Raw genomic sequence first — 20,861 nt, 5'->3', positions numbered from 1 at the left:
CAAGCGCATTAAGGCTAATTCCTGCAGGGGAGGGTATTAATTGAAGCAATAAGACAATATCGGAAGGCCAACTCGTTGTTTGAAAAAAAATGCCGCCCCTTGGACGGCATTAGCCAGCGGCATTAAGCGGTGGCGCGTTGCAATGCCTTCATTTCATCGTGGCACACCTGCATATCAGCTTTCACCTTTCTCAGCACAATGGCGCACTGAGGTGGCTGCTCACATTTCAAGGCATCATCCAAGGCATCCAGTAGTTTGTCTTCCACTTCCTCAAGCTGGTCCACATAAGTGTGCTCTTTGTCGGTGCTGATGCTGCCCAGCAACTTAGTGTAAAAACTGCGCAGGTCCACGGCCAACGAGGTATCGTCTTCGATCTCGCCGTTTTCTGCTACGGCAAAGGGCTGCAGCGCTGATACTGCGTTCTGTTTAGCAGTGATCATCCGGTTGAACATATGCTTGATATGTACACTGGATACCTTCTCCCTGGCTTCTTCGTAAAATTCAATGCCGCCGTTAAGTACTTTAATGACGTCTGATACCTTACTTACTTTCGACATAGTCTGTCTCATCACATGTTTCTCCATTGTTGCTAAATCAGAAGGCCGCTTGTCGACCCTGTCAGGCTGACTGATGCAGAACCCGGACCAACCACCAAAACAAAGAGAAAAATCCATATAAATCAATAACAAAAAACAAATTCATGTAAATGCCCCTGCCCCTGAAACGACCGCCCTCTATGAAAGATTTTCCATGTCGGCTGAAAATCTTTCAGGCTTGCTGTCCCTCAACAATAAGCCAATGCAACAAAACGGAAACAGCAATCCGCCTTTCGCTGCCATGGCAAGATAGGTATGATGTTTGCAGTGTTTCAGGGTATGGAACACTGACGCGGTAGAATTCCGCTGGATTCAGACCGGCATAATAAGGATGTATCTTGGCAACTATATTACTCGTCGATGACGATTCGGACTTTTGCAGCATTGCCTGCCACTTAATTGAAATGCTCGGCCATGAGGTCTACACCGCATCCACGCTAGAGGACGCCAGATTGGCGCTTGGCGACATGCGTTTTGACCATCTGCTGCTGGATTTTATGCTGCCCGACGGCAGCGGCCTACATCTGGTTGATTATATTCGCAGCCATGATATTCCCGTCAAAATCACCATGATTTCAGGTCACCCGGCAGTACGGGGAGCGCTCACAGAATTGTGCGACGAACACATTGCCCACCTGACCAAGCCCATTGATGGCGATGATCTCAACCGCATCCTGAATCCGACCAAAGCGTCGTCGAATCGCAATAGCCAAGCACGCCGAAATGACCAGGCCATGCATTTTAATCACCTGATCGGTGAATCAGTGGCCATGCAAAAGCTGTATGAAATGATCGAGCGGGTCGCGCACACCACTGCCAACGTTATGCTGTTTGGTGAAAGTGGCGTGGGTAAAGAAATGGTTGCCAAGGCTATTCACCATGCGTCGGGCCTGAATGGGCCGCTGGTATGCACTAACTGTGGCGCACTGCCCAAAGATTTGATTGGCAGCGAACTGTTCGGCCACGAAAAAGGCGCCTTTACTGGCGCAACCGGGCAAAGAACCGGAGTATTTGAGCAAGCACAGGATGGCACGCTGTTTTTGGATGAAGTCACCGAAATGCCTATGGATATGCAGCCCACCCTGCTCCGGGTGCTGGAAATGCGCAATGTCGTGCGCGTCGGTGGCAACAAGGAAATTCCGGTAAATTGCCGGGTCATTTCTGCCACTAACCGGCCTATGCAAGAAATTGGTCAGCAAGGGGTTATCCGAGAAGACATCTATTTCCGTCTGGCCGTGTTCCCCATTCAAATCCCCCCTTTGCGCGAGAGAATGGATGATCTGCCATTGCTGGCGCGCAGTTTTCTGCAGCAGTTAAATAACGAACATCAAACCGACTATCTATTAACCGACGAACACCTGCGCCGTCTGATGCAATACGAATGGCCGGGTAATGTCAGGGAATTACGTCACAGTATTCACCGCGCCTATATTATGGCCGACAGGGACAGTGGGGAAATACAACTACCAGACTCTTTTGCCTCACCTTTCTCGGCCAAGCAATCCAAGGCCCAGACCCTGATGCCGGGCCGCACCATTGAAGAAGTTGAAAAAGAACTGATTTACGCGACGCTGGAAAAAGTCAACGACAACAAAACCCATGCCGCCAAGATGCTGGGTATCAGTACCAAAACCTTGTACAACCGTTTGCATGCCTACGGGGATTTTAGCCAGTAACTTTTTTACATCAACAGTTGATCCATTTGCCCGGCGCTACATATAAGTCCGGGCATTGTCTGCCAAAAGGAGTAAGCAGGTGCATTCTCATCAAGGTCCTATCCACCAGCTGGTTCACGACGCCAGACGGCCCCTCAACAACATTTCTATGCAGGCCGAGCTGCTGAAGTTGCTCGCCAACAAAGGCGCCGACGAAAGCCAACTTATTGATGCAGCAGATAAAATAGTTCGCTACTGTAAAGAATGCAGCCAGATACTGGAGGCCGTATCAGAACAGGCCGAAGCCGATGCTGCCAGCGCCGGGCGCCGCCCGCAACAGAGTTGAACGAGGATATGCAAAACAAAACCATCTGGTGGCTGATTGGTGGCCTGATACTGGCGATCACCTCAGTAAACACCTTGCTGGCCCTGCGCAGCAGCAATGAAATAGCAGGTATTCAAAAAAGCCTGACCAATACCGGTGAGGTAATGATGCTGCTGGATGAACTCTACATCAGTGTCACCTTGGCCGAGTCCGGGCAGCGCGGCTATTTGCTGACTGACAATGAACGCTTCTTGGCCCCCTATCAGGAACAACTGCAAAAGGTCCACACCAGCATTAACAATGCACGTGCCATCAGCTCTGAAATCAAAGGCCAACAATATCGCATCGAGGCCCTGATTGATTTAGTCCATCAGCAATTTGCTGAGCTGAGCCGAACCGTGGAGATGGCCAAAGGCGAAAAAGACTTGTTGGCGGTGCACGAAGTCAAAGTGGGTAACGACGTGTTATCGACCCGAATCGCTGAGGCATACCGGCAAGCCATGCAGGCGGAAAGTGAGTTCAGAGAATCCCTCTACCTGGATTTTTCTATCGCTCAGCACCGGGCAGACAACACCTTCTACCTGTCGTCAGCCCTGACCTTTGCGCTGTTGATTGCGGTTTTTTATCTGACCCGCATGAACTTGAAGAATGAGCTGCGTCACAGAACTGAATTGGAAGCGCAAAACGATACCTTGGCGCAAAAAGTTGAAGAGCGCACCTTTGCCCTGAAGATTTATGCCGATGAACTCAGCCGCAGCAACCGCGAACTGGAAGAGTTTGCCTTTGTGGCGTCCCACGACTTGCAGGAGCCGCTGAGAAAAATCCAGGCCTTTGGCGACAGGCTGCTTAATGCACAGCAGCAACAGCTGGATGAAACCAGCCTCGACTACCTGGCCAGAATAAATAAGGCCGCACAGCGTATGTCTAACCTGATCAGTGACTTGCTTGCGTTTTCCCGGGTTACAACGCGGGGCAAGGAATTCTCAAGCTGTGATTTGAATAAAACTCTCGCGCTGGTACTGGACGACCTGGAAATCAGCATTGAAGAAAGCCAGGCCGAGGTTGAACAGGATAGCCTGCCCATGATCAAGGCCGACACCACCCAGATGCATCAGCTGTTGCAGAACCTGCTGTCCAACGCCCTTAAATTTAAAGCCGCTGACCAGCCTCTAAAAGTAGAAGTACGCTGCCAGCAAACCAGCGGCCCCGCCCTGCCTGGGGATGAATCGAGCCTGGCCTGGTACCGCATTGACATTCGCGACACCGGCATTGGTTTTGAGCAGCAGTATGCCGACAAGATTTTTATGCCCTTCCAACGTTTGCATGGCCGCAACAGCTACGAAGGAACAGGTATCGGACTGGCCGTATGCCGTCGCATTGTAGAACGGCACGGCGGCAAAATCAGCGCCACCAGCCAACCCGGTAAGGGAAGTACATTCACCATTTTGCTGCCTCAGGACAGCTCAATGGTCACCATAGAAGGACAGAAGTAGCTATGAACAAAGTATCCAGACCTATTACTATTCTGATGGCAGACGATGACGAAGATGATCGTTTGCTCGCCCGCGACGCCTTGTTGGAAAGCCGGGTACTCAATACCCTGCATTGTGTTGAGGACGGCCAGGCCTTACTCCAGTACCTGCGTGGTCAGGGTAAATACAGCGACAAAAGCGCTTACCCCACCCCAAGCCTGATCCTGCTGGACTTAAATATGCCGATTATGGATGGCCGCGAGGCATTAAGGGAAATCAAGGCAGACCCCAGCTTACGCAGTATTCCGGTGGTAATTCTGACCACCTCCAAAGAAGAAGAAGACATGTTACGCGGCTATGATTTGGGTGCCGCGTCTTATATCACCAAACCGGTCAATTTCGAAGGTTTGGTAGAGCTGATGAAAGCCCTGGGCAGGTATTGGGTGGAATTCGTCGAGTTACCTTCCCGTGACCGCACCTGAACAGGCTTTGCCTAAGGCCGCACGGCTGCTGTTGGTCGAAGATGACGAGGACGATTACATCCTCACCAGCGGCTATCTGCAGGAACTGCCCAGCTACTGTTTTGAGATCGTCTGGGCCGACTCGCCGCAGCAGGCGCTAACTCGCTTGAGCGAGGAGTCCTTTGATATTTGCCTGCTGGATTTTCAGCTTGGCGCAGAAAACGGCCTGAGCGTATTAACACAGGCTCAGCAACAAGGGCTGTCCACGCCCATCATCATGCTTACCGGCCAGGCCGACGACGCCTTGGATCTGGCCGCCTTGCAGGCCGGTGCCACGGATTTTCTGGTCAAGCATGAGCTGGGATCGCCGCGCTTTCAGCGGGCCATACGTTATGCCCTGGCCCGTAAGGAAATTGAACAGGAGCGGGTGGAGAGGCTTAAGGCCGAGGACGGCAGCCGCGCCAAGGACCGTTTTTTGGCGCATCTCAGCCATGAAATCCGGACGCCCCTGACCTCCATTCTGGGTTACACCGAGCTGTTGCTGGAAAGCGACTATGCCGAACAGGCTGAGACCGAACTTGGTATTATTCTGAGTAACGGTAAGCACTTACTTAGCCTGCTCAATGACGTACTGGATTTGTCCAAACTCAGCGCCAACCGCCTGGAGCTGAAAATTGCCCCCGTGCATCTGGACAGCTTTATCGCCGACGTCTTCAGCCTGCTCAAAATCATGGCGCTGGACAAAGGCTTATCTTTCAGTGTGGTTGGCCTGCAGGCCTTACCCCTGATTATTCATACCGATGCCACCCGGCTGCGTCAGGTGCTGATCAATATCACTTACAATGCCATCAAGTTCACCGAGCAAGGCAGCGTGCAGGTTGAGGTATGGACCGAACAAAACAACCATCAGGAACTGCTGCATTTCAGTGTCACCGACACCGGCGTAGGTATCGCCGATGATCAAATTGAGCGGATCTTTCAGCCCTTTGAGCAGCTTCAGGATGTAGTTACCCGTACCGAAGGTGGCGCCGGGCTGGGGCTGGCAATCAGCGCCGAACTGGTGGCGCATATGGGCGGGGAGATCCAGGTTGCGTCTGAGCTGAATGTCGGCAGTAAATTTACCTTGTCGATCAACCCCGGCGATATCAAAGACAGCGAACGAGCCGAGCTGCGCTTTGAACGCTCGCCACTGCGCAACCGGCAAACCCTCAAGCCGTGCTTACATGGCAAGGTACTAGTAGTTGACGACATTGATGAAATCCGGCGCCTGACCGGTCATCTGATCCAATCTACTGGTGCCGAAGTGGCCTATGCGAGTAACGGTCAGGAGGTTGTAACCCTGTTCGAGCAAAACCCGCAGGATATCGATCTGGTATTAATGGATTTACATATGCCAGTGCTGGATGGCCGCAGCGCTCTCAAACAACTGCGCCGTCAAGGTTGGGCCGTACCAGTGGTGGCCGTTACCGCCGCCACGCAAAAAGGCCTGCATCGTCAGCTAACCGAGCTTGGCTTTAATGATATTTTGCCCAAACCTATTAATAAGCCAAGCCTTTACCGAGCCTTGGCCCAATATCTAAGGCCCGCCGAGGCCTTTGCGCCGGTACAGAAAAAGGTCTTGTTGGTAGAAGACGACCCGGACACCCGCCTGTTAATGGACATGCTCCTGACCGACTTAGGTTTAAGTGTGGATTGTGTGGGCAGCGCCCTGGACTGTCTGCAAAAGCTTGAGGCTGATTCAGAATACGACGGCTTGTTAATGGACATGGGTTTGCCAGATATGCCGGGGGCGAAGTTAATCAAGCTGGTACATTCGGTCTGCCCCGCCCTGCCCATCTGCATCGTCAGTGGCAGTGAACTGACCACCGAGCAGCTGACTGAATATGGCGCCCAGGCGTATTTGCTTAAACCTGTTAGCCGCGACGATCTGGCCAGCTTACTGAACAAATTCTGATACCATTTCAGCGGGCACAGCAAGCTTATGTACTTTCTGTACCCGCACCACCAAGCCAGGACAAGAGCTTGCGGTTGATATACAACTTCATCAGGGCCCTAACTCTGCGGTTGCGCCAGGCCAATACCGTACAACCAGCGCCAAGCATTAACCCAAGTGGATGGCGACTTACACAACGAAGTTGCCAGCGGCACATTGTGGTTTGCTGCTGGCGTCGCCCCGACAAACGCTGGTAGCGCCTGCTAGCTATTTGATAGCGGCGTGTAGACTTAGCGACCAACCATTCGGCCAACAGGGTCATTAGCATGCTCCTTCAGATGAGTGGAAGGTTCGGATATAGCGTGCGGATCCAAAGCCGTTTTGAGCAAACTTCTGGCCGATCTCAGCAGATACCAGGCCACCCCGGCATTGATGATCAGCACAGTGGACATCGCCAACGCCCAATGCACGCCCTGGCTAATGGCCCAGGTCGCCAGCATGCCACAGGAAGTTATCCACATCGCCACCAACAAGCTGCAAAACAGCATATACAGCACCGCCGCATAAAAAAGACTGCGGGTTGCCACTTCCACTCTGACCTTGAACAGTTGCACAGCCGCCAGCCACTGGCGCATAAGCAACGTCATTAACGCCAGAAAGCTGCTAAACAAGGCCGCAAATGCTGCGGCCTCGTCGCTATGCCCATGAGTTTTGTCAGCTAACGCTTTTACCCTTGACATAAGCGCTCCTTAACGACCTTTACGCAACAGCGCAGTAATCACTACGCCCAGACCGAAGGCGACACCAGCAGTCATCACTGGGTGCTCAGAGGCATATTTTCTGGCCCCGGATTTCGCCCAGTTTCTCTCCAGCTTCTGCTTGTTAGTTTTCAGATAGCGGGACGAGGCCGCCATGCTGTTGCGCAGGCCCTGCTCGGTAGCCGAGGCTTTTTGCGACATAGCATCAATAGAATGATGCAGACTGTCTGCCAGCTGCTCACTGAGCAGCGGCTCGGCTTGGCCGTTACCTTTTGCCGCCTTACTTTTAGGGTCGATATTTTGGTTTTGTGCTTTCATAGCTCCTCCAAAGATCTAAGTCAGAATTTCCTTCACAGCCAAGGACCATTCCTTGTGCGGCTGTCATAGTTGCTGTTGCAAATCGCACACCACTTCCCATGAATATATTTTTTATATATTTTTCATAAGGTTATAAAAATTCCGCATGACATTCCGGGGCCTTTACCGCTGTCCACCATGAGATATTTGCAGGCCACATTGAAAAAGCTACAGACTGTCGTCAAACATAGACAGGCTTGGAGGTCAGGCGCGAGGCGAATCTGGGTTTTGAGTGAAAAACACCCTATGCAGAGAAAAAAAACAGGGGAGTAAAAAAGAATTGAAGATCGCCACTTACGGTCCTTGCCGTCGGGCATGTCAAAGCAATGGGTAAATAAGGCAGCCCCGGTCAAACGGGTTGACCGGGGCCGGCAGCGAGAACAAAAGATCTGAGGCTTAAGATTGGCCTGTCACAATCAGTTGGTCATTCACTTCACGCACATCATCGGTGTTTTTGGCGATGCTGACAGCCAATTGCTTTTCAGCGTCAGTTTCCACATCTCCTGTAAGTGTGACCACACCATTCTCCACATCTACATCGATACTGGTGCCAGAAATGTCGGTATCGAACAGGAAGCGTGACTTTACTACCGTGGCGATCTTAGCATCGACAAAGCCAGAGGTTTCGGCATCGCTGTGCTCTTTAGCACCAGCCTCTTTGTGCACCGTCAGCTTATTGCTTACGTCCTTCACACCATCAATGCCGCGCACCAGCTCTTCCGCCAACTTCTTGTCGACATCGCTTTCTACTTTACCGGTCAGGGTAACCTTGCCGTTTTCAACATCGGTATTGATGTCGAAAGAGTTCAGGTTGCCGTTGAACAGCAAAGTCGCTTCGGCTTTACCATCAATCCAGGCATCATGAGATTCACGCTCCCAGCTATTGTCTGCAGCATACGCACCAGTACTCATCACCAGGGCAGAACCAACTACTAAAGATAAAATATTACGTTTCATTTTGGGTTTCCTTTTCCTAATTAACCTCGATATCACTAATGCCAATCCCGTGCCAAACGTAACCAATTGATTTTATTGCAATATCTATATTTCGAATTTTTAGGTGATGAATTTTTTACAAACTACTGTGTCGTTTCTTCCGAGTAAGGCGATCTTCGCCCAGTCAAATATTCCCCTACTACAACCCATACCTTCTATGGCGCTGTAAACAATCTGTCATGCTGTTGTCGCACCATAGCGCCTTGCCTTTTTAAGGTCAGTGCTGACTGGCCGCAACCGCTGGGCCTTTGATTATTGTGTTGAGTCGGCGATGGCAGCTTATGCTGTGCATACTGTGTTTGGTTACCCGAAGCCTGTTTGCGGCCCCGGCTGATGCGGCCGAGTCCTCAGCCATAAAGTTAGATATCGCCGCCGGTTCTCTTGAGCAAGCTCTCACGCAAATATCCGAACTCTTCCATGCCAATATCCTCTACCCGGCCGGGCTGCTTTCACAGCTGCAAAGCCCCGCAATTAGCGGGCAATACAACTTCCAACAGATACTGACGCTGCTGCTGGCCGAACAGCCGGTGCAGGTAGCATGGCTAAATGCACAGAGCCTGATCATTAGCGCCGCAAAGCCTGGCAATCAACCCCAAACTGATATCAGCCCGGAGCAAAGTAGTCAGGCCATGGATGAAGTGATAGTCACCGGCACCCGGGTGGCCGCCCGTACCCGTTACGACTCCATGTCGGCTATCGATATTCTAACCACCCCGGATGGCACCGGCGCCGAAGACTTGCTCAATACCTTGGCATTCTATCTGCCCAGCTTTACCGCCTTTCGTCTGCCACTCAATGACGGCCGGATCTTTAACCGCTCTTTTGGCTTACGTGGCCTCAATTCAGACCACACCCTGATCCTGGTCAACGGCAAACGCCGTCACCGCTCGGCCTTTGTGGAAACCGAAGACGGCCATCCTATTGATCTTTCGAAGATCCCCAGCCATGCAATAAAACGTATCGAAGTGATGCGTGACGGCGCCTCGGCCCAGTATGGCTCTGACGCCCTGGCCGGGGTAATCAATGTGATCCTGGAAGACGGCGAGCAAAGCGCCGGCTTTATGCAATACGGCCAGTATTTTCAGGGCGACGGCGTCACCTGGCGTGGTGGTATGCGTTTAGGCTGGCAGGACGACGAGGATTTTTCCATGCTGAGTCTGTCTGGCTATCGCAATACGCCCACCTCCAGAGGCACGCAGCCGCAGGATGCCGTGCTATTTGCCCAGCAGCACCCTGAACTGCAGGTACCCAACCCGGTACAGCGCTGGGGGCTGCCTGAGCAAGAGGGGCTGCAACTGGCGTTCAATACCCAGCAGCAGATCAGCGAACAGTTCAGTGCCTTTGCCTTTGGCACCCTGGCGCAAACTTATGGTGTGTCGGATTTTAACTGGCGTAACCCGGATACCAACCTGGTGTATCAGCCCAGCAGCCTGTATCCGGACTTCAGCCTGCTGGATATCTACCCTGTGGGCTTTACCCCCAGATTTGGCCAGCGTGAGTCGGATATTGCCTTGCATGCCGGTATCAATTCTTTATCCGGCGCGACCCCACAGGCAGAGCTAAGCCTGGGTTTTGGCCAAAACCGCATCCGCTACTTTTTAAATAACAGCATCAATGCCTCGTTAGGCCCACACAGCCCCACGGCTTTTCACCCCGGCGAGTTAACCCAGCAGGAAGTGACTCTGGACGCCAGTCTGAACCAGCAAACCCGCTGGTCGGCAAAGCAGCTACCCATCAACCTGGCCACTGGCCTGCAATTTCGCAGCGAGCGTTATCGGGTACAGGCCGGCGATCCAGCCTCTTTTGCGGTGGGCCCTGCGGCTATTGAAGGTCTGCCCTCGGGTGCCAATGGCTTTCCCGGTTATTCACCGCTACAGGCCGGTAGTTTCACCCAGCAAGGGTTGTCGGCCTATGCCGATATGGATATCACCTTAAGCGAGTCGCTGCGCCTTAACCTTGCCGCCCGCTATGAAAGCTATTCGCTGTTTTCGTCCATGCTGCGCGGCAAACTGGCCCTGTGGTACGAACTTGCTCCTGGCATCATGCTGCGCACCACCTTGTCTAACGGCTTTCGCGCCCCCACCGCCGGGCAGGTTTTTAGTGAACGTACCTCGCAATCCTTAAACAGCAGCTTTGATGCCATCACCACCAGTGGCCGCTTTTCGCCAAATGGTGCGGTGGCCGAGGTGTTGTCCGAGCGCCCCGAGGTGAATATTCGCCCCTTGCAGGCCGAGAAGTCGGTCAATATCAGTGCCGGTATGGGCTTCAGTTTACCCGGCCAGTTTGATCTGACCCTGGATTTGTACCGCATTGACCTGAGCAACAGATTTGGCCTGTCTCCCACTTACAGTCTGACCCGCAACGAGCAACAGCGCCTGGCAGCGCTAAGCCCCCATCACAACTATCAGGTGGCCAATGTACGCTTCTTTCAAAACATCTTTGATACCCGTACCAGCGGCCTGGATCTGGTGCTAACCCGCAGCAGCCTGCTTGGCAGCGGCCAGTTGCTGGTTTCGGCGGCCTATAACTACAACCGCACACAAGTGACAGGCGGTGAGTTGATGGATAACCAGATTCGCCGTACCCAGCAGGAACAAGGCGTACCCCAGCACCGGGCCAGCTTGTCGGCCAGCTATCTGAGCGGCCCCTGGGAGTGGCGGGCGGGCTGGCGCTATATTGGCAGTTGGCAAGACCAGGCCATCAGCGATTCTGAGCAGTTCCAGCAGTTTTCGCCCTTGCAGCTGTTTGACCTGTCACTGACCTATTTAGTCGACGCAGCACTTAGCGTGAAATTCGGCATTGAAAACCTGTTTGACGCTTACCCCGATGAAGCCAGCCTGCAATCCAACCGCGGGCTGCGTTATTCACGTAATTCCCCCTACGACACCGATGGGGGCCAGTGGTATCTGCGTACCAACTTTGCTTTTTAATCAATACGTTAGCGAAATACGAAGGCGATTTTTATATGAAACTTTTATGAACATTGCTTATCCGCCAACAGATGCCAGACACCGCTGCGTCTTTACCCAGGAAGCCCTTGCACAAGGCAATGGGCGGCAACGCAATAAACTGTGCCACACACACTGGGAAACACCATGAAACACCTGAATAAAACCGCCACCTATGGCTGCCTTATCCTGGCGTCCAGCTCCACCCTGGCCCTGTCTGCCCACGCGCAAGAGGTAGCAGGCGCAGCCCCCGGTAATCTGGAAAGCATTATTGTGACCGGCACCCGTCAGGCCAACCGTACCGTATTCGACTCCATGGCCCCGATTGATTTGATTGACGCCTCCGCCATCGACAGCACCACCTCAGAAGACTTACTCGACAGCGTGGCGCAAATAGTGCCGTCTTTTAAGGTGCAGCGTTTACCTATGGCCGACGGTCAGGTGTTTGTGCGCCCGGCGTCTTTACGTGGCTTATCTGCCGACCATACGCTGGTACTAGTCAACGGCAAACGTCTGCACCGCGCCGCGCTGCTGGGCAGCAACGGCGCCCAGTCGGCTGACCTGGCGTCTATTCCTTCCTACGCCATTAAGCGCATTGAAGTGCTGCGTGACGGCGCCTCCGCGCAATATGGCTCAGACGCCATTGCCGGGGTAATTAACATTATTCTGGATGACAAGGCCGGTTATCAGGCCTTCAGCCAGTTTTCCCAATATTTTGAAGGGGACGGTACGGCCTACCGCGCCGGGGTACAGGGCGGATGGGATCTGAATAACCGCGGCTACCTGGCCACCACCTTTGAATACTATGATGCCGAACGCACCGCCCGCTCCCGTCAGCGCCCGGATGCCGAAGCCTATCAGGCTGCTCACCCGGAAGTGACCTTACGTAACCCGGTACAGGATTGGGGCCAGCCAGACCGCGACGCCGTGCGTTTTGCCCTGAATTCCCAATACAGTCTGACCGACAACACCGATGCCTACCTGTTTGGTACTTACAACGAAGGCAGCGGTATGAGTGATTTTAACTGGCGTAATCCAGACTCAGCGGTATTCAATAAAAGCGAAACCTACCCGAATTTTGACCTAAAAGATCTTTATCCAGCCGGTTTCGCCCCGCATTTTGGTCAGGATGACCGTGATTTGTCCCTGTATGTGGGTGTGAAGGGCATTGTTGGCCAACTTAGCTGGGACGCCTCCGTCAGCCAGGGCAACAATAAAATCGACTATCAGTTGAACAACACCATCAACGCCTCGCTCGGTTCTGACAGCCCCACGGATTTTTATGCCGGTAGCCTGGAGCAGGACGAATTTACCGCCAACCTGGATGCCAGCTATCTGTTGCAAAACCACTGGTTTGCCGACGATCTGAACATTGCCTTTGGTGCCGAGTACCGCGAAGAAACCTATAAGGTATCGCCGGGTGACGAAGCCTCTTATCTGGTTGGCCCCGCCGCCAAGGAAGGCTTACCGTCAGGCTCTAACGGCTTTTTCGGTTTCAGCCCGGCCCAGTCTGGTGAGTTTGATCAAGACAGCGTGGCCTTGTATGTGGATATGGAAACCATGCTGAGCAGCGCCTGGACTATCGGTCTGGCCGCCCGTTACGAAGATTTCTCCGAATTCGGCGATACCCAAAACGGTAAGATATCCACCCGCTATGCCTTATCAGACCATGCCGCCTTGCGTGCCACTTACTCCACCGGCTTTCGTGCCCCAACCCCAGGCCAACTTTACAGTGAGCGGGTATCTCAAGGCTTAGATACCAATACCCTGGAGGTGTTTACCCGCGGACGTTACAGCCCGCAGGGCGAGATTGCGCAGATTATTAATGCGCGCAGCGACGCCAATATTGCTTCACTGACGCCGGAAGAGTCCAATAACCTGTCACTGGGCTTTACCTATCAGGATGCCAGCGGCCTGAACGCCAGTATCGACTTCTACCGTATCAGCATCTCGGACCGTTTCGGCACGTCCACCACCTTCAGCCTGACGGCAGACGAGCGCGCCAAGCTTATCGCTTTGGGAGTGACAGGGGCCGAGAGCATCACCAGTGTGAACTTCTTCCAGAATGACTACGACACCAAAACCACAGGTGTGGACTTGGTACTGAGCCGTAAGTTCGAACTGGGCGAAGGCAACCTGAATTTGGTGGCGGCCTACAACTACAACAAAACCGAAGTAACCGGCGGCGATATCAGCCGCAATGAAACCCAGCGCATTCTGTTGGAAGAAAGGCTGCCCAAACAGGCCGGTAACCTTAGCGCCAGTTATAGCTGGGGAGACATGACCTTAAATGCCAAGCTGCGTTACTACGGTAGTTGGAAAGACAGCTCTGGCAATGCCGACGGCGATATTTTCCAACAGTTTGGTGCCGAGACTTTCTTTGATATCGGTTTTAACTACGACATCACGCCCGCCATTGCCCTGAGCCTGAACGTGGAAAACCTGTTCGACAACTACCCAGAAGAGGCCACCTTCCAAGCCAACCGTGGCTTGATTTACTCGCGTAATGCGCCGTACGACTCAGACGGCGGCAACTATTCACTGCGCGTGGATGTGAAGTTCTAAACCCAGGCATGGTCACAAAACTGTGACCTTATCTGGCTAGAGTACCCGCCTGTCCGGCCAAAGCGCTGGACAGGCTGATTAGCCCGGCCCTGACCGGGCATTATGTTGTAAGCAAGAGGTATCATCATGAGCAGCTTTACCCGGCGTCAGTTTCTTACCACCAGCCTGGCATCGGCCGCCGCCGGTTCACTTTTGGCCTCCCCGGCCAGCTGGTCAGCGCCACTGCCAAGCTCTGCACTATCGCCCCAGGTACAAGCCCAGGACGAAACCTATTGGGCACAGGTTGCCAGCCAGTATGAAGTGCGCCCCGGCATTATCAATGTGGAAAACGGCAACTGGGGTATTATGGCGAAACCGGTAATGCAGGCTTATTTCAAACATACCGAGCGGGTTAATCGCGACAACTCCTATTTCTCCCGCCGCCAATATTGGCCGCTGTTAAAAGACATAGTCGCCAGCGTGGCCGACCGCCTGGGGGCCAAACCCGAGGAAATCGGCTTAACCCGCGGTGCCACCGAAGCCCTGCAAAATCTGATTGGCGGCTTCAACGGCTTAACAAAAGGCGATGCCCTGATGTACGCCGACCTAGATTATGGCGCCATGCAGGATGCCATGCGCACTAAGGCCGCCCAGTGCGGCGCCGAGGTAATCGAGCTGGCTATACCCGAACCGGTTGACCATCAAGGGCTGATAGCTTTTTATCAGGCGGCTTTTGCCCGCCACCCAAACTGCAAACTACTGCTGCTCACCCATCTCAGCCACCGCACCGGGCTGGTGATGCCGGTAAAAGAAATCACCGCCGCCGCACGGGAGCGTGGTATCGCCGTGATTGTGGATGCCGCCCATTCCTGGGGGCAGATGGACTTTGGCGTAGCAGACCTTGGCGCCGATTTTATCGGCTTTAACCTGCACAAATGGATGGGGGCGCCGTTAGGGGTTGGCGTGATGTATATCCGCCAGGGCAAGCTCGGGCAGATTGCCGCCAATATGTCGGCCTCGCCGGGTCAGGAGCAGAGTATCTGGGGTAAATTTCACTCCGGCACCAGTAACTTTGCCGCTTTTCTTAGCGTACCCGATGCCTTTGCCTTTCATGACCAGATAGGCGCTAAGGTCAAAGCTGCGCGGTTGCAATACTTACGCAATCTGTGGGTTGATGAGGTACGCCAGCTAGACGGCATTGACATTCTCACCCCGCAAGACCCGCGTCTGCATGCCGGTATTACCTCCTTTCGTATTAAAGGCCACAGCAGCAATGCACAAAACCGTGCCATTGCCGAATATTTGCTGGCCGAACATCAGGTGTTTTGCGTGCACCGCGACGGTATTCATCACGGCAGCTGTGTGCGCATTACCCCAAGCCTGTATAACAGCGCCGAGGATCTGAAACTTACCGCCAAGGCCATTGCCCATGCCGTCAGCCGATTTGCTGCTTAACCCCAGGGCCTTGCCCCGGCCCAGTGAGGTGAGCGGCACCCAGCACTGTCTTGCGAGACTCTATCAGAGCCATGCCCCGGCGCTGCTGCGCTACGCCTGTAGCAAAGGCGCTTCCCAGCACGATGCCGAAGAGCTGGTGCAGGAGCTGTTTATCCGCCTGTCCCACTACGACAACCTGCCGCAACTACATAATGAAATGGCCTTTTTACGCACAGTGGTGGTTAACCTGCTGCGCGACCGCCACCGGCGCAACCAGCACGCCCCCCAGTGGGTGGAATATGACGAATCAAACCATGAGTACCACAGCCTGCTGCCAGAGCCGGAGGCCCAGCTTAGCCAGCAGCAGGCCGTGGCCCAGGCCGAGGCTGACTTGGCCCAATTGCCGGCCCTGACCCGGCGGATATTTTTACTTAACCGAATCCAGAGCCTGTCCTATGAGGACATTGCCACCCAACTGAACATCGGCGTGATGGTGGTCAGACGGCATTTGCGTGACGCTCTGATGCATCTGACCCAGAGGCGTATGCAACGTGAACAGCAGTAACCAAGGCAATAGCCATCAAAACAGGGTTATCGACCCACAGATCCTGGCCGAGGCCTGCGACTGGCTGCTGGATATTGAAGCCAGCCCCGCCATGCTCACCTCCGCCAAATTTGAAGCCTGGTTACGTGCCCATCCCGAGCATGTGCGCGCCTTTAACCATGCGGCCAATACCTGGCAGCTGGGCAGTGTGTTAAGCCAAGAGGCAAACAGCCTGGACCAGCCAAGTGTCCCGTCGCCCCAGGTAATTTCAATAGCGCAGCGTCGCCCGGCCAAAAGCCTTAGCAAAGTACTGACCGCCCTGGCCGCTACTGTGTGCCTGATGGTATTCAGCCTGTCGCTACTGCCAACCACGCCAGCATCAAACAACATACTGGCCTACCAAACCCAACAAGGGGAGATTCAACAGCTGCAGCTTAGCGATAGCAGTGCACTCTATCTGGACAGCAGCAGCCGGGTTCGGGTAGAGATGCAGGACAAGCGTCGTGATGTGGAGCTGATCCAGGGCCGGGTATTCAGCCAGGTGGCCCATCAGCCCCGGGAGTTTGTAGTCAGAGTCAACCACAGTACCGAATTTGTGGCCCTGGGTACCGCCTATTCGGTGGAAAAGCTGGCCAGCGCCTGGACACTGGAAGTCTATCAGGGGGTGGTTGGAGTACGCGGCGGCGCGCTCAGCGGCACCGCGCCGGTGCATGCCGGTTGGGGCCTGAAATACCAGGACAATAAACTTAGCCGCTATCGCCTGCCCCCCAGCTTACAAGCCGGTCAGCCGGACTGGAGCAGCCATCGCATCCAGTTTGATGCGACCCGGCTGGAACAGGCCATCCGCCAGATCAACCGCTATAGCCCGCAGCCGCTGACGTTAGAGGATAAAGACCTGGCCGGGTTTGCCATCTCCGGGGTGTTTAACCTGCAGGATGTGGAGGATTTTGTGCAAAGCGTGGAAGGTCTGACCCAAACCCGTAGCGTTAAAACTCCTGAGGGGATTTTATTAGGTTTGCCACGGGGGGCTGGTGACTGAGTAAGCCTCTCGGGCCAGCTAAAGCCGGTCTCGACGTAGATTTATTGCTACTACAGACAAACAATAGCTTCACCACAAAGAACACGAAGCGCACGAAGGCTCAAAAGAGACCAGCCACTCTTCGTGTTCTTCTGATCTTCGTGGTAGAGAGATAATGACGCTTAAAAAACTGGGGGCGTTTGGCATTAATCGAGTTCTGAAATAACTTCCCTGTCGATATGACACGCCACCCCATTTACACCAGGCATCCTGCCAGTTGTCTTGCCGGCTAGCTAAAGCCTGCCTCGGCGTAGATTTATTCGCTACTACAGGCAAAAGAATAGCGTCACCACGAAGGACACGAAGCGCACGAAGGATCCAAAGAGACCAGCCACTCTTCGTGTTCTTCTGATCTTCGTGGTAGAGAAATAGGCACCTGCAAAAGGCTTGGATACGTGACTTCCTTGTCTTATATGACACGCCGTCCCATTTACACCAGGCATCCTGCCAGTTGTCTTGCGGGCCAGTTAAAGCAGCTCAAGCTGGTTTCGACGCAGATTTATTGCTACTACAGGCAAAAGAATAGCGTCACCACTAAGGACACGAAGCGCACGAAGGATCCAAAGAGACCAGCCACTTTTCGTGTTCTTCTGATCTTCGTGGTAAAGAAATAGGCACCTTCAAAAGGCTTTCAAACACACCCGGAGTCTTCAAACGGTCGGGAGTTTTAAACGGGGACAAAGCAGTTGTGGCGCTTTAGAGATGAATTTGCGTTTAGCAATCGTGACATTTTCAAAATCTATTTAATTCGAAAATCATCATGCAAATTACCCCAATGGGCCTTCAATTTCTTTTTGTGCGCCTTATTCATTGGAAGGTCTTCAATGGCTTCTCGCCAGAGCGTTCTGGCCTTATCCATAACGTCATCTAAGTGAGGTTTAATTACTCTCCATGGAATCTCGGCACGCTCAGCCCATAACTGAAAATTTGCCATTGAGACGTCATACCAATCTTTAGTCTTTCCCAAATTGAGCGCGTAATTTCTCTCACCATCGATATATACGCTCGTCGTAACGATATCGTATGCTGGCGAAATCCTTGGTGTGATTTTATCTGAATAAATCAAACTCCAGTTTTTTAAATGTGCATCACCATTGGCGAGAAGTATGTTAGCTAGCAATCGCCTGGCAAATTGTTGTGCATCGGCCAATCCGTCATCAGAATAACCGTAGATGATCCTGCCGATTTGTTCGTAGTTTGCAGAGTTGTATTTTTCATGGGCATATTTAACCAGTACCTGGGCAAAGTCTTCCATATGGATACGCACATCATCATCGCGATCAAAGCGTTTGATTGCGTAGGCAAACTTTTCGTCAGGCAGGTTTATCTGAGGAAGATTATCGAGCTTACTCAGTTCGACCAGCTTAATTTCCGGAATGTTGACGCCGACTAATTCCGCAAGCCTCATTGCAGTATATTCGTTCAGAGGTACATCTCTATGCTTAGTGGAAGGGGTCTTTACTATCCAATCTCCCAAGACATCGCCTTTGGAAAGATTGTAGCGCCCATCCTTTTCCTTCATAGAAAATTTCATCTGAACGCCAGCCAACGAAAATTTATTTTCCGGCGATACGTCGTCAAACCTTATTGCACGAGCTTTTCCGTGAGTAGTGAGAACACTGTCAGGAACATCGTCAGGCTCCATCGGCTCAGCGACCAAAGCGCCAGGGAGGTCAGCACCTAAATAGGAGAGGATATGGAACTCGTTGTCGATGTGGGCCTTGAGCCCTTGCGCAATCAACTCCCGCAAGGAGCCCTCCGGAAGTAAATTAGACAACGTAGGATGCAATCTTTGGTTTCTTGCCCAGGGTTCCGACATTATTTTTTCAGAACGAGGAAATGTTGGGTGGGTAATCAAACTAAATGTAGGACGACCTGCATCACGTCTGAATTCATCGGCAAAGCTCAGCACATTTCTACCGCCTTGAAAGCCAGCCAAATAGCCAACCAGTCTTCCGTGCAAGCTCAACTTGAGTACGTTTATTTCATCGACTTGAGCTTCGCTCATGATTCATCCCCCAGTAAATCCTGCCATGGATCATCTGAAAGACTTTTCTTCGCATCTTCGTTTGAAGTTTTCACCTGAGACACATGCATCCTGTCTGACTCAGAACTCTCCTGTTCAAGTATTGCCATAACCACGCCAAGCTTTTCCTTTGGAATAAGCATAAGTTCGCTATTCAAGCCCTTTGCAAGCAACTCCAAAGTGTCGAGTCGGGGGTTTCCTTTGGACTCCAGGCGCTGATATTGCTGACGAGATACACCTACCCGCAACATCATGTCGCTCTGTTTGAGGCCAAGGGTCAGGCGCCGCTGTTTTATTTGGTCGAGTATCGAATCCTTCACTGTAAACACATATATTGCTTTACCCAACAATAGCAACATACTAGTTGCCCATAAAACCAAAAGCAACTTATTGGTTGCTTTTGCATGGTTCGCCATATCAACAGCAGGGAAAGCAATACAAATGTTGCTTTAATTGGATGTCGTTAGCAGGGCTTTTAGTTGCTCTAGCGGCAGGGCTTTTACGCAGTTGGCCTTACCTGTGTCACTGCGGGTTCCGCAGGTATCGGTGGCTTTTAGCATAGAGTTATAAATCGCTTCTTCGCTGGCCTCGATAACCGCCTGGAACAGGGGTGACATACTGCCGTTTGGCACAGACTCGGTGCTGGATACCTCACCGCGACGCTCAGCGGTGCGACGTACCGACGCGGCGGTGGAGAAGCTCAGCACATAATCCCCCGAGCCATTGGTAAAAGACGCGCCGGTGCGGGCTAAGCCTGCCACCGCCCGCTTGGCTAAACGGGTTAGATTGCGATCCGACAAAGGCGCATCGGTCGCCACAATCAACATAATGGAACCGTCGGCCACCTCAGAGTCCAGGGCATCTTTCAGATAATACTGGCCAAGCGCCTCACCCACCGGCTGACCGGCAATCTGCAATACCCCGCCGTAGTTAGACTGCACCAACACTCCTACCGTATAGCCGCCCAGTTTGGCTGGCAGCACACGGGAACTGGTGCCAATACCGCCTTTCCAGCCAAAGGCCACCGTGCCGGTGCCGGCCCCCACCGCCCCTTCGGCCACCGGCCCGTCAGTGGCATTCGTGATAGCTTTCAGACCATGTTCGGCCTTAAGGGCGCGCTTGCGAATATCATTTAAGCGGCTGTCATTGGTTTCCCCCACCACCGCATTCACCGACACCACCTGTTCATTGCCAGGTTGCTTTAAGGTCCAGCCAATAATGGCCTCGGCGGCTTGCGGCACCGACAGGGTATTGGTGAGCAGAATCGGGGTTTCAATCTCCCCCAGTTCTTGTATTTGTGAAATGCCGGTCAGCTTGCCATAGCCATTGGCAACATACAGCCCGGCGGGTACTTTGTCCTGATACAGGTTACCGCCATGGGGCAAAATCGCCGTGACGCCGGTACGCACATCCTGCCCGTCCACCAAAGTCACCTGCCCAACCAGCACCCCTTTTACATCGGTAATGGCATTATGCTGGCCGGTTTTTAGAATGCCTGGCGCGATACCTAAGTCCCGGCTACGGGGTTTTGCATCATCGGCCAGCGCCTGCGCCGCCACCAATAAACCGCCCACCAATAAAGCCAAACCCGCTTTGTTCCACATAAACGCCTCCTGTAGTTGTGGATTCACGCTAATGGAGGGAATCATTTGTTGCAAGTCTAAAGGGTGTGAGGGGTATGTATGGTGCTGTTAAATACACAGTGAGAGGGTACACCGAGCCTTTATTCGCTGG

At 53.0% G+C, this 20,861-nt stretch carries 18 protein-coding genes; 10 read left to right on the top strand and 8 right to left on the bottom strand.

Going from position 1 to position 20,861, the window contains the following annotated elements; genetic code table 11:
* Positions 1-122: 122 nt before the first annotated feature.
* Positions 123-557: a ferritin-like domain-containing protein gene (locus KJY73_RS12615; protein ID WP_232848590.1), complete on the bottom strand. Its 435-nt coding sequence runs from the start codon at positions 555-557 to the stop codon at positions 123-125.
* A gap of 377 nt (positions 558-934) precedes the next feature.
* On the opposite strand from KJY73_RS12615, the gene KJY73_RS12610 reads away from it, so the two are divergent.
* From KJY73_RS12610 to KJY73_RS12590, 5 genes are all read left to right on the top strand, one after another.
* Complete coding sequence (locus KJY73_RS12610) at positions 935-2,272, top strand: sigma-54-dependent transcriptional regulator (protein WP_214344083.1); 1,338 nt, start codon at positions 935-937, stop codon at positions 2,270-2,272.
* A 79-nt stretch (positions 2,273-2,351) separates the two neighbouring features.
* A complete protein-coding gene (locus KJY73_RS12605) occupies positions 2,352-2,597 on the top strand; it encodes a histidine kinase (protein ID WP_214344082.1) in 246 nt (81 codons plus the stop codon).
* 8 nt (positions 2,598-2,605) lie between these two features.
* Entirely contained in the window at positions 2,606-4,069 is a 1,464-nt protein-coding gene (locus tag KJY73_RS12600; protein WP_214344081.1) for a sensor histidine kinase, read from the top strand.
* A 2-nt stretch (positions 4,070-4,071) separates the two neighbouring features.
* Positions 4,072-4,530, top strand: coding sequence for a response regulator (locus KJY73_RS12595; protein ID WP_214344080.1), 459 nt, complete (start codon positions 4,072-4,074; stop codon positions 4,528-4,530).
* The gene (locus KJY73_RS12590) at positions 4,517-6,463 is read left to right on the top strand and encodes a response regulator (protein WP_332874198.1); all 1,947 of its coding nucleotides are present in this window, start codon (positions 4,517-4,519) and stop codon (positions 6,461-6,463) included. Before KJY73_RS12595 ends, KJY73_RS12590 begins: the two co-directional genes overlap by 14 nt.
* Positions 6,464-6,488: 25 nt before the next feature.
* Here the strand turns inward: KJY73_RS12590 and KJY73_RS12585 are convergent, their stop codons facing one another.
* The 4 genes from KJY73_RS12585 to KJY73_RS12570 all read right to left on the bottom strand — a co-directional run bounded on the left by KJY73_RS12585 (position 6,489) and on the right by KJY73_RS12570 (position 8,514).
* A complete protein-coding gene (locus KJY73_RS12585; RefSeq protein ID WP_214344079.1) occupies positions 6,489-6,764 on the bottom strand; it encodes a hypothetical protein in 276 nt (91 codons plus the stop codon).
* Entirely contained in the window at positions 6,733-7,182 is a 450-nt protein-coding gene (locus KJY73_RS12580) for a hypothetical protein (RefSeq protein ID WP_214344078.1), read from the bottom strand. Before KJY73_RS12580 ends, KJY73_RS12585 begins: the two co-directional genes overlap by 32 nt.
* A gap of 9 nt (positions 7,183-7,191) precedes the next feature.
* Positions 7,192-7,518, bottom strand: a complete 327-nt coding sequence (locus tag KJY73_RS12575) for a DUF883 domain-containing protein (RefSeq protein ID WP_214344077.1) — start codon at positions 7,516-7,518, stop codon at positions 7,192-7,194.
* Positions 7,519-7,953: 435 nt separating this feature from the next.
* On the bottom strand, positions 7,954-8,514 hold the full coding sequence (locus tag KJY73_RS12570) for a BON domain-containing protein (RefSeq protein ID WP_214344076.1): 561 nt from the start codon (positions 8,512-8,514) through the stop codon (positions 7,954-7,956).
* Between the two features lie 320 nt (positions 8,515-8,834).
* Between KJY73_RS12570 and KJY73_RS12565 the strand changes: the two genes are divergently transcribed.
* The 5 genes from KJY73_RS12565 (at position 8,835) to KJY73_RS12545 (ending at position 17,062) form a co-directional block, all read left to right on the top strand.
* The gene (locus KJY73_RS12565) at positions 8,835-11,483 is read left to right on the top strand and encodes a TonB-dependent receptor plug domain-containing protein (RefSeq protein WP_214344075.1); all 2,649 of its coding nucleotides are present in this window, start codon (positions 8,835-8,837) and stop codon (positions 11,481-11,483) included.
* Positions 11,484-11,648: 165 nt separating this feature from the next.
* The gene (locus tag KJY73_RS12560) at positions 11,649-14,066 is read left to right on the top strand and encodes a TonB-dependent receptor plug domain-containing protein (protein ID WP_214344074.1); all 2,418 of its coding nucleotides are present in this window, start codon (positions 11,649-11,651) and stop codon (positions 14,064-14,066) included.
* Between the two features lie 126 nt (positions 14,067-14,192).
* The gene (locus tag KJY73_RS12555; RefSeq protein WP_214344073.1) at positions 14,193-15,500 is read left to right on the top strand and encodes an aminotransferase class V-fold PLP-dependent enzyme; all 1,308 of its coding nucleotides are present in this window, start codon (positions 14,193-14,195) and stop codon (positions 15,498-15,500) included.
* Positions 15,475-16,044, top strand: coding sequence for an RNA polymerase sigma factor (locus tag KJY73_RS12550; protein ID WP_214344072.1), 570 nt, complete (start codon positions 15,475-15,477; stop codon positions 16,042-16,044). Before KJY73_RS12555 ends, KJY73_RS12550 begins: the two co-directional genes overlap by 26 nt.
* A complete protein-coding gene (locus KJY73_RS12545; protein ID WP_214344071.1) occupies positions 16,031-17,062 on the top strand; it encodes a FecR family protein in 1,032 nt (343 codons plus the stop codon). The genes KJY73_RS12550 and KJY73_RS12545 overlap by 14 nt, the downstream gene beginning before the upstream one ends.
* Before the next feature lie 778 nt (positions 17,063-17,840).
* Here the strand turns inward: KJY73_RS12545 and KJY73_RS12540 are convergent.
* Genes KJY73_RS12540 through KJY73_RS12530 form a run of 3 tightly spaced genes read right to left on the bottom strand, consistent with a single transcriptional unit; the run spans position 17,841 to position 20,731 of the window.
* Positions 17,841-19,109, bottom strand: coding sequence for a type II toxin-antitoxin system HipA family toxin (locus tag KJY73_RS12540; RefSeq protein WP_214344070.1), 1,269 nt, complete (start codon positions 19,107-19,109; stop codon positions 17,841-17,843).
* Positions 19,106-19,543, bottom strand: a complete 438-nt coding sequence (locus KJY73_RS12535; protein ID WP_232848589.1) for a helix-turn-helix domain-containing protein — start codon at positions 19,541-19,543, stop codon at positions 19,106-19,108. Before KJY73_RS12535 ends, KJY73_RS12540 begins: the two co-directional genes overlap by 4 nt.
* Before the next feature lie 33 nt (positions 19,544-19,576).
* Positions 19,577-20,731: a P1 family peptidase gene (locus KJY73_RS12530; RefSeq protein ID WP_214344069.1), complete on the bottom strand. Its 1,155-nt coding sequence runs from the start codon at positions 20,729-20,731 to the stop codon at positions 19,577-19,579.
* Between the last annotated feature and the right edge of the window lie 130 nt (positions 20,732-20,861).

The organism is Bowmanella yangjiangensis (assembly GCF_018531185.1).
GTDB classification, from domain to species: domain Bacteria; phylum Pseudomonadota; class Gammaproteobacteria; order Enterobacterales; family Alteromonadaceae; genus Bowmanella; species Bowmanella yangjiangensis.
Note: the sequence above shows the minus strand (reverse complement) of the source record. Positions and strands in the feature narration are given on the sequence as shown.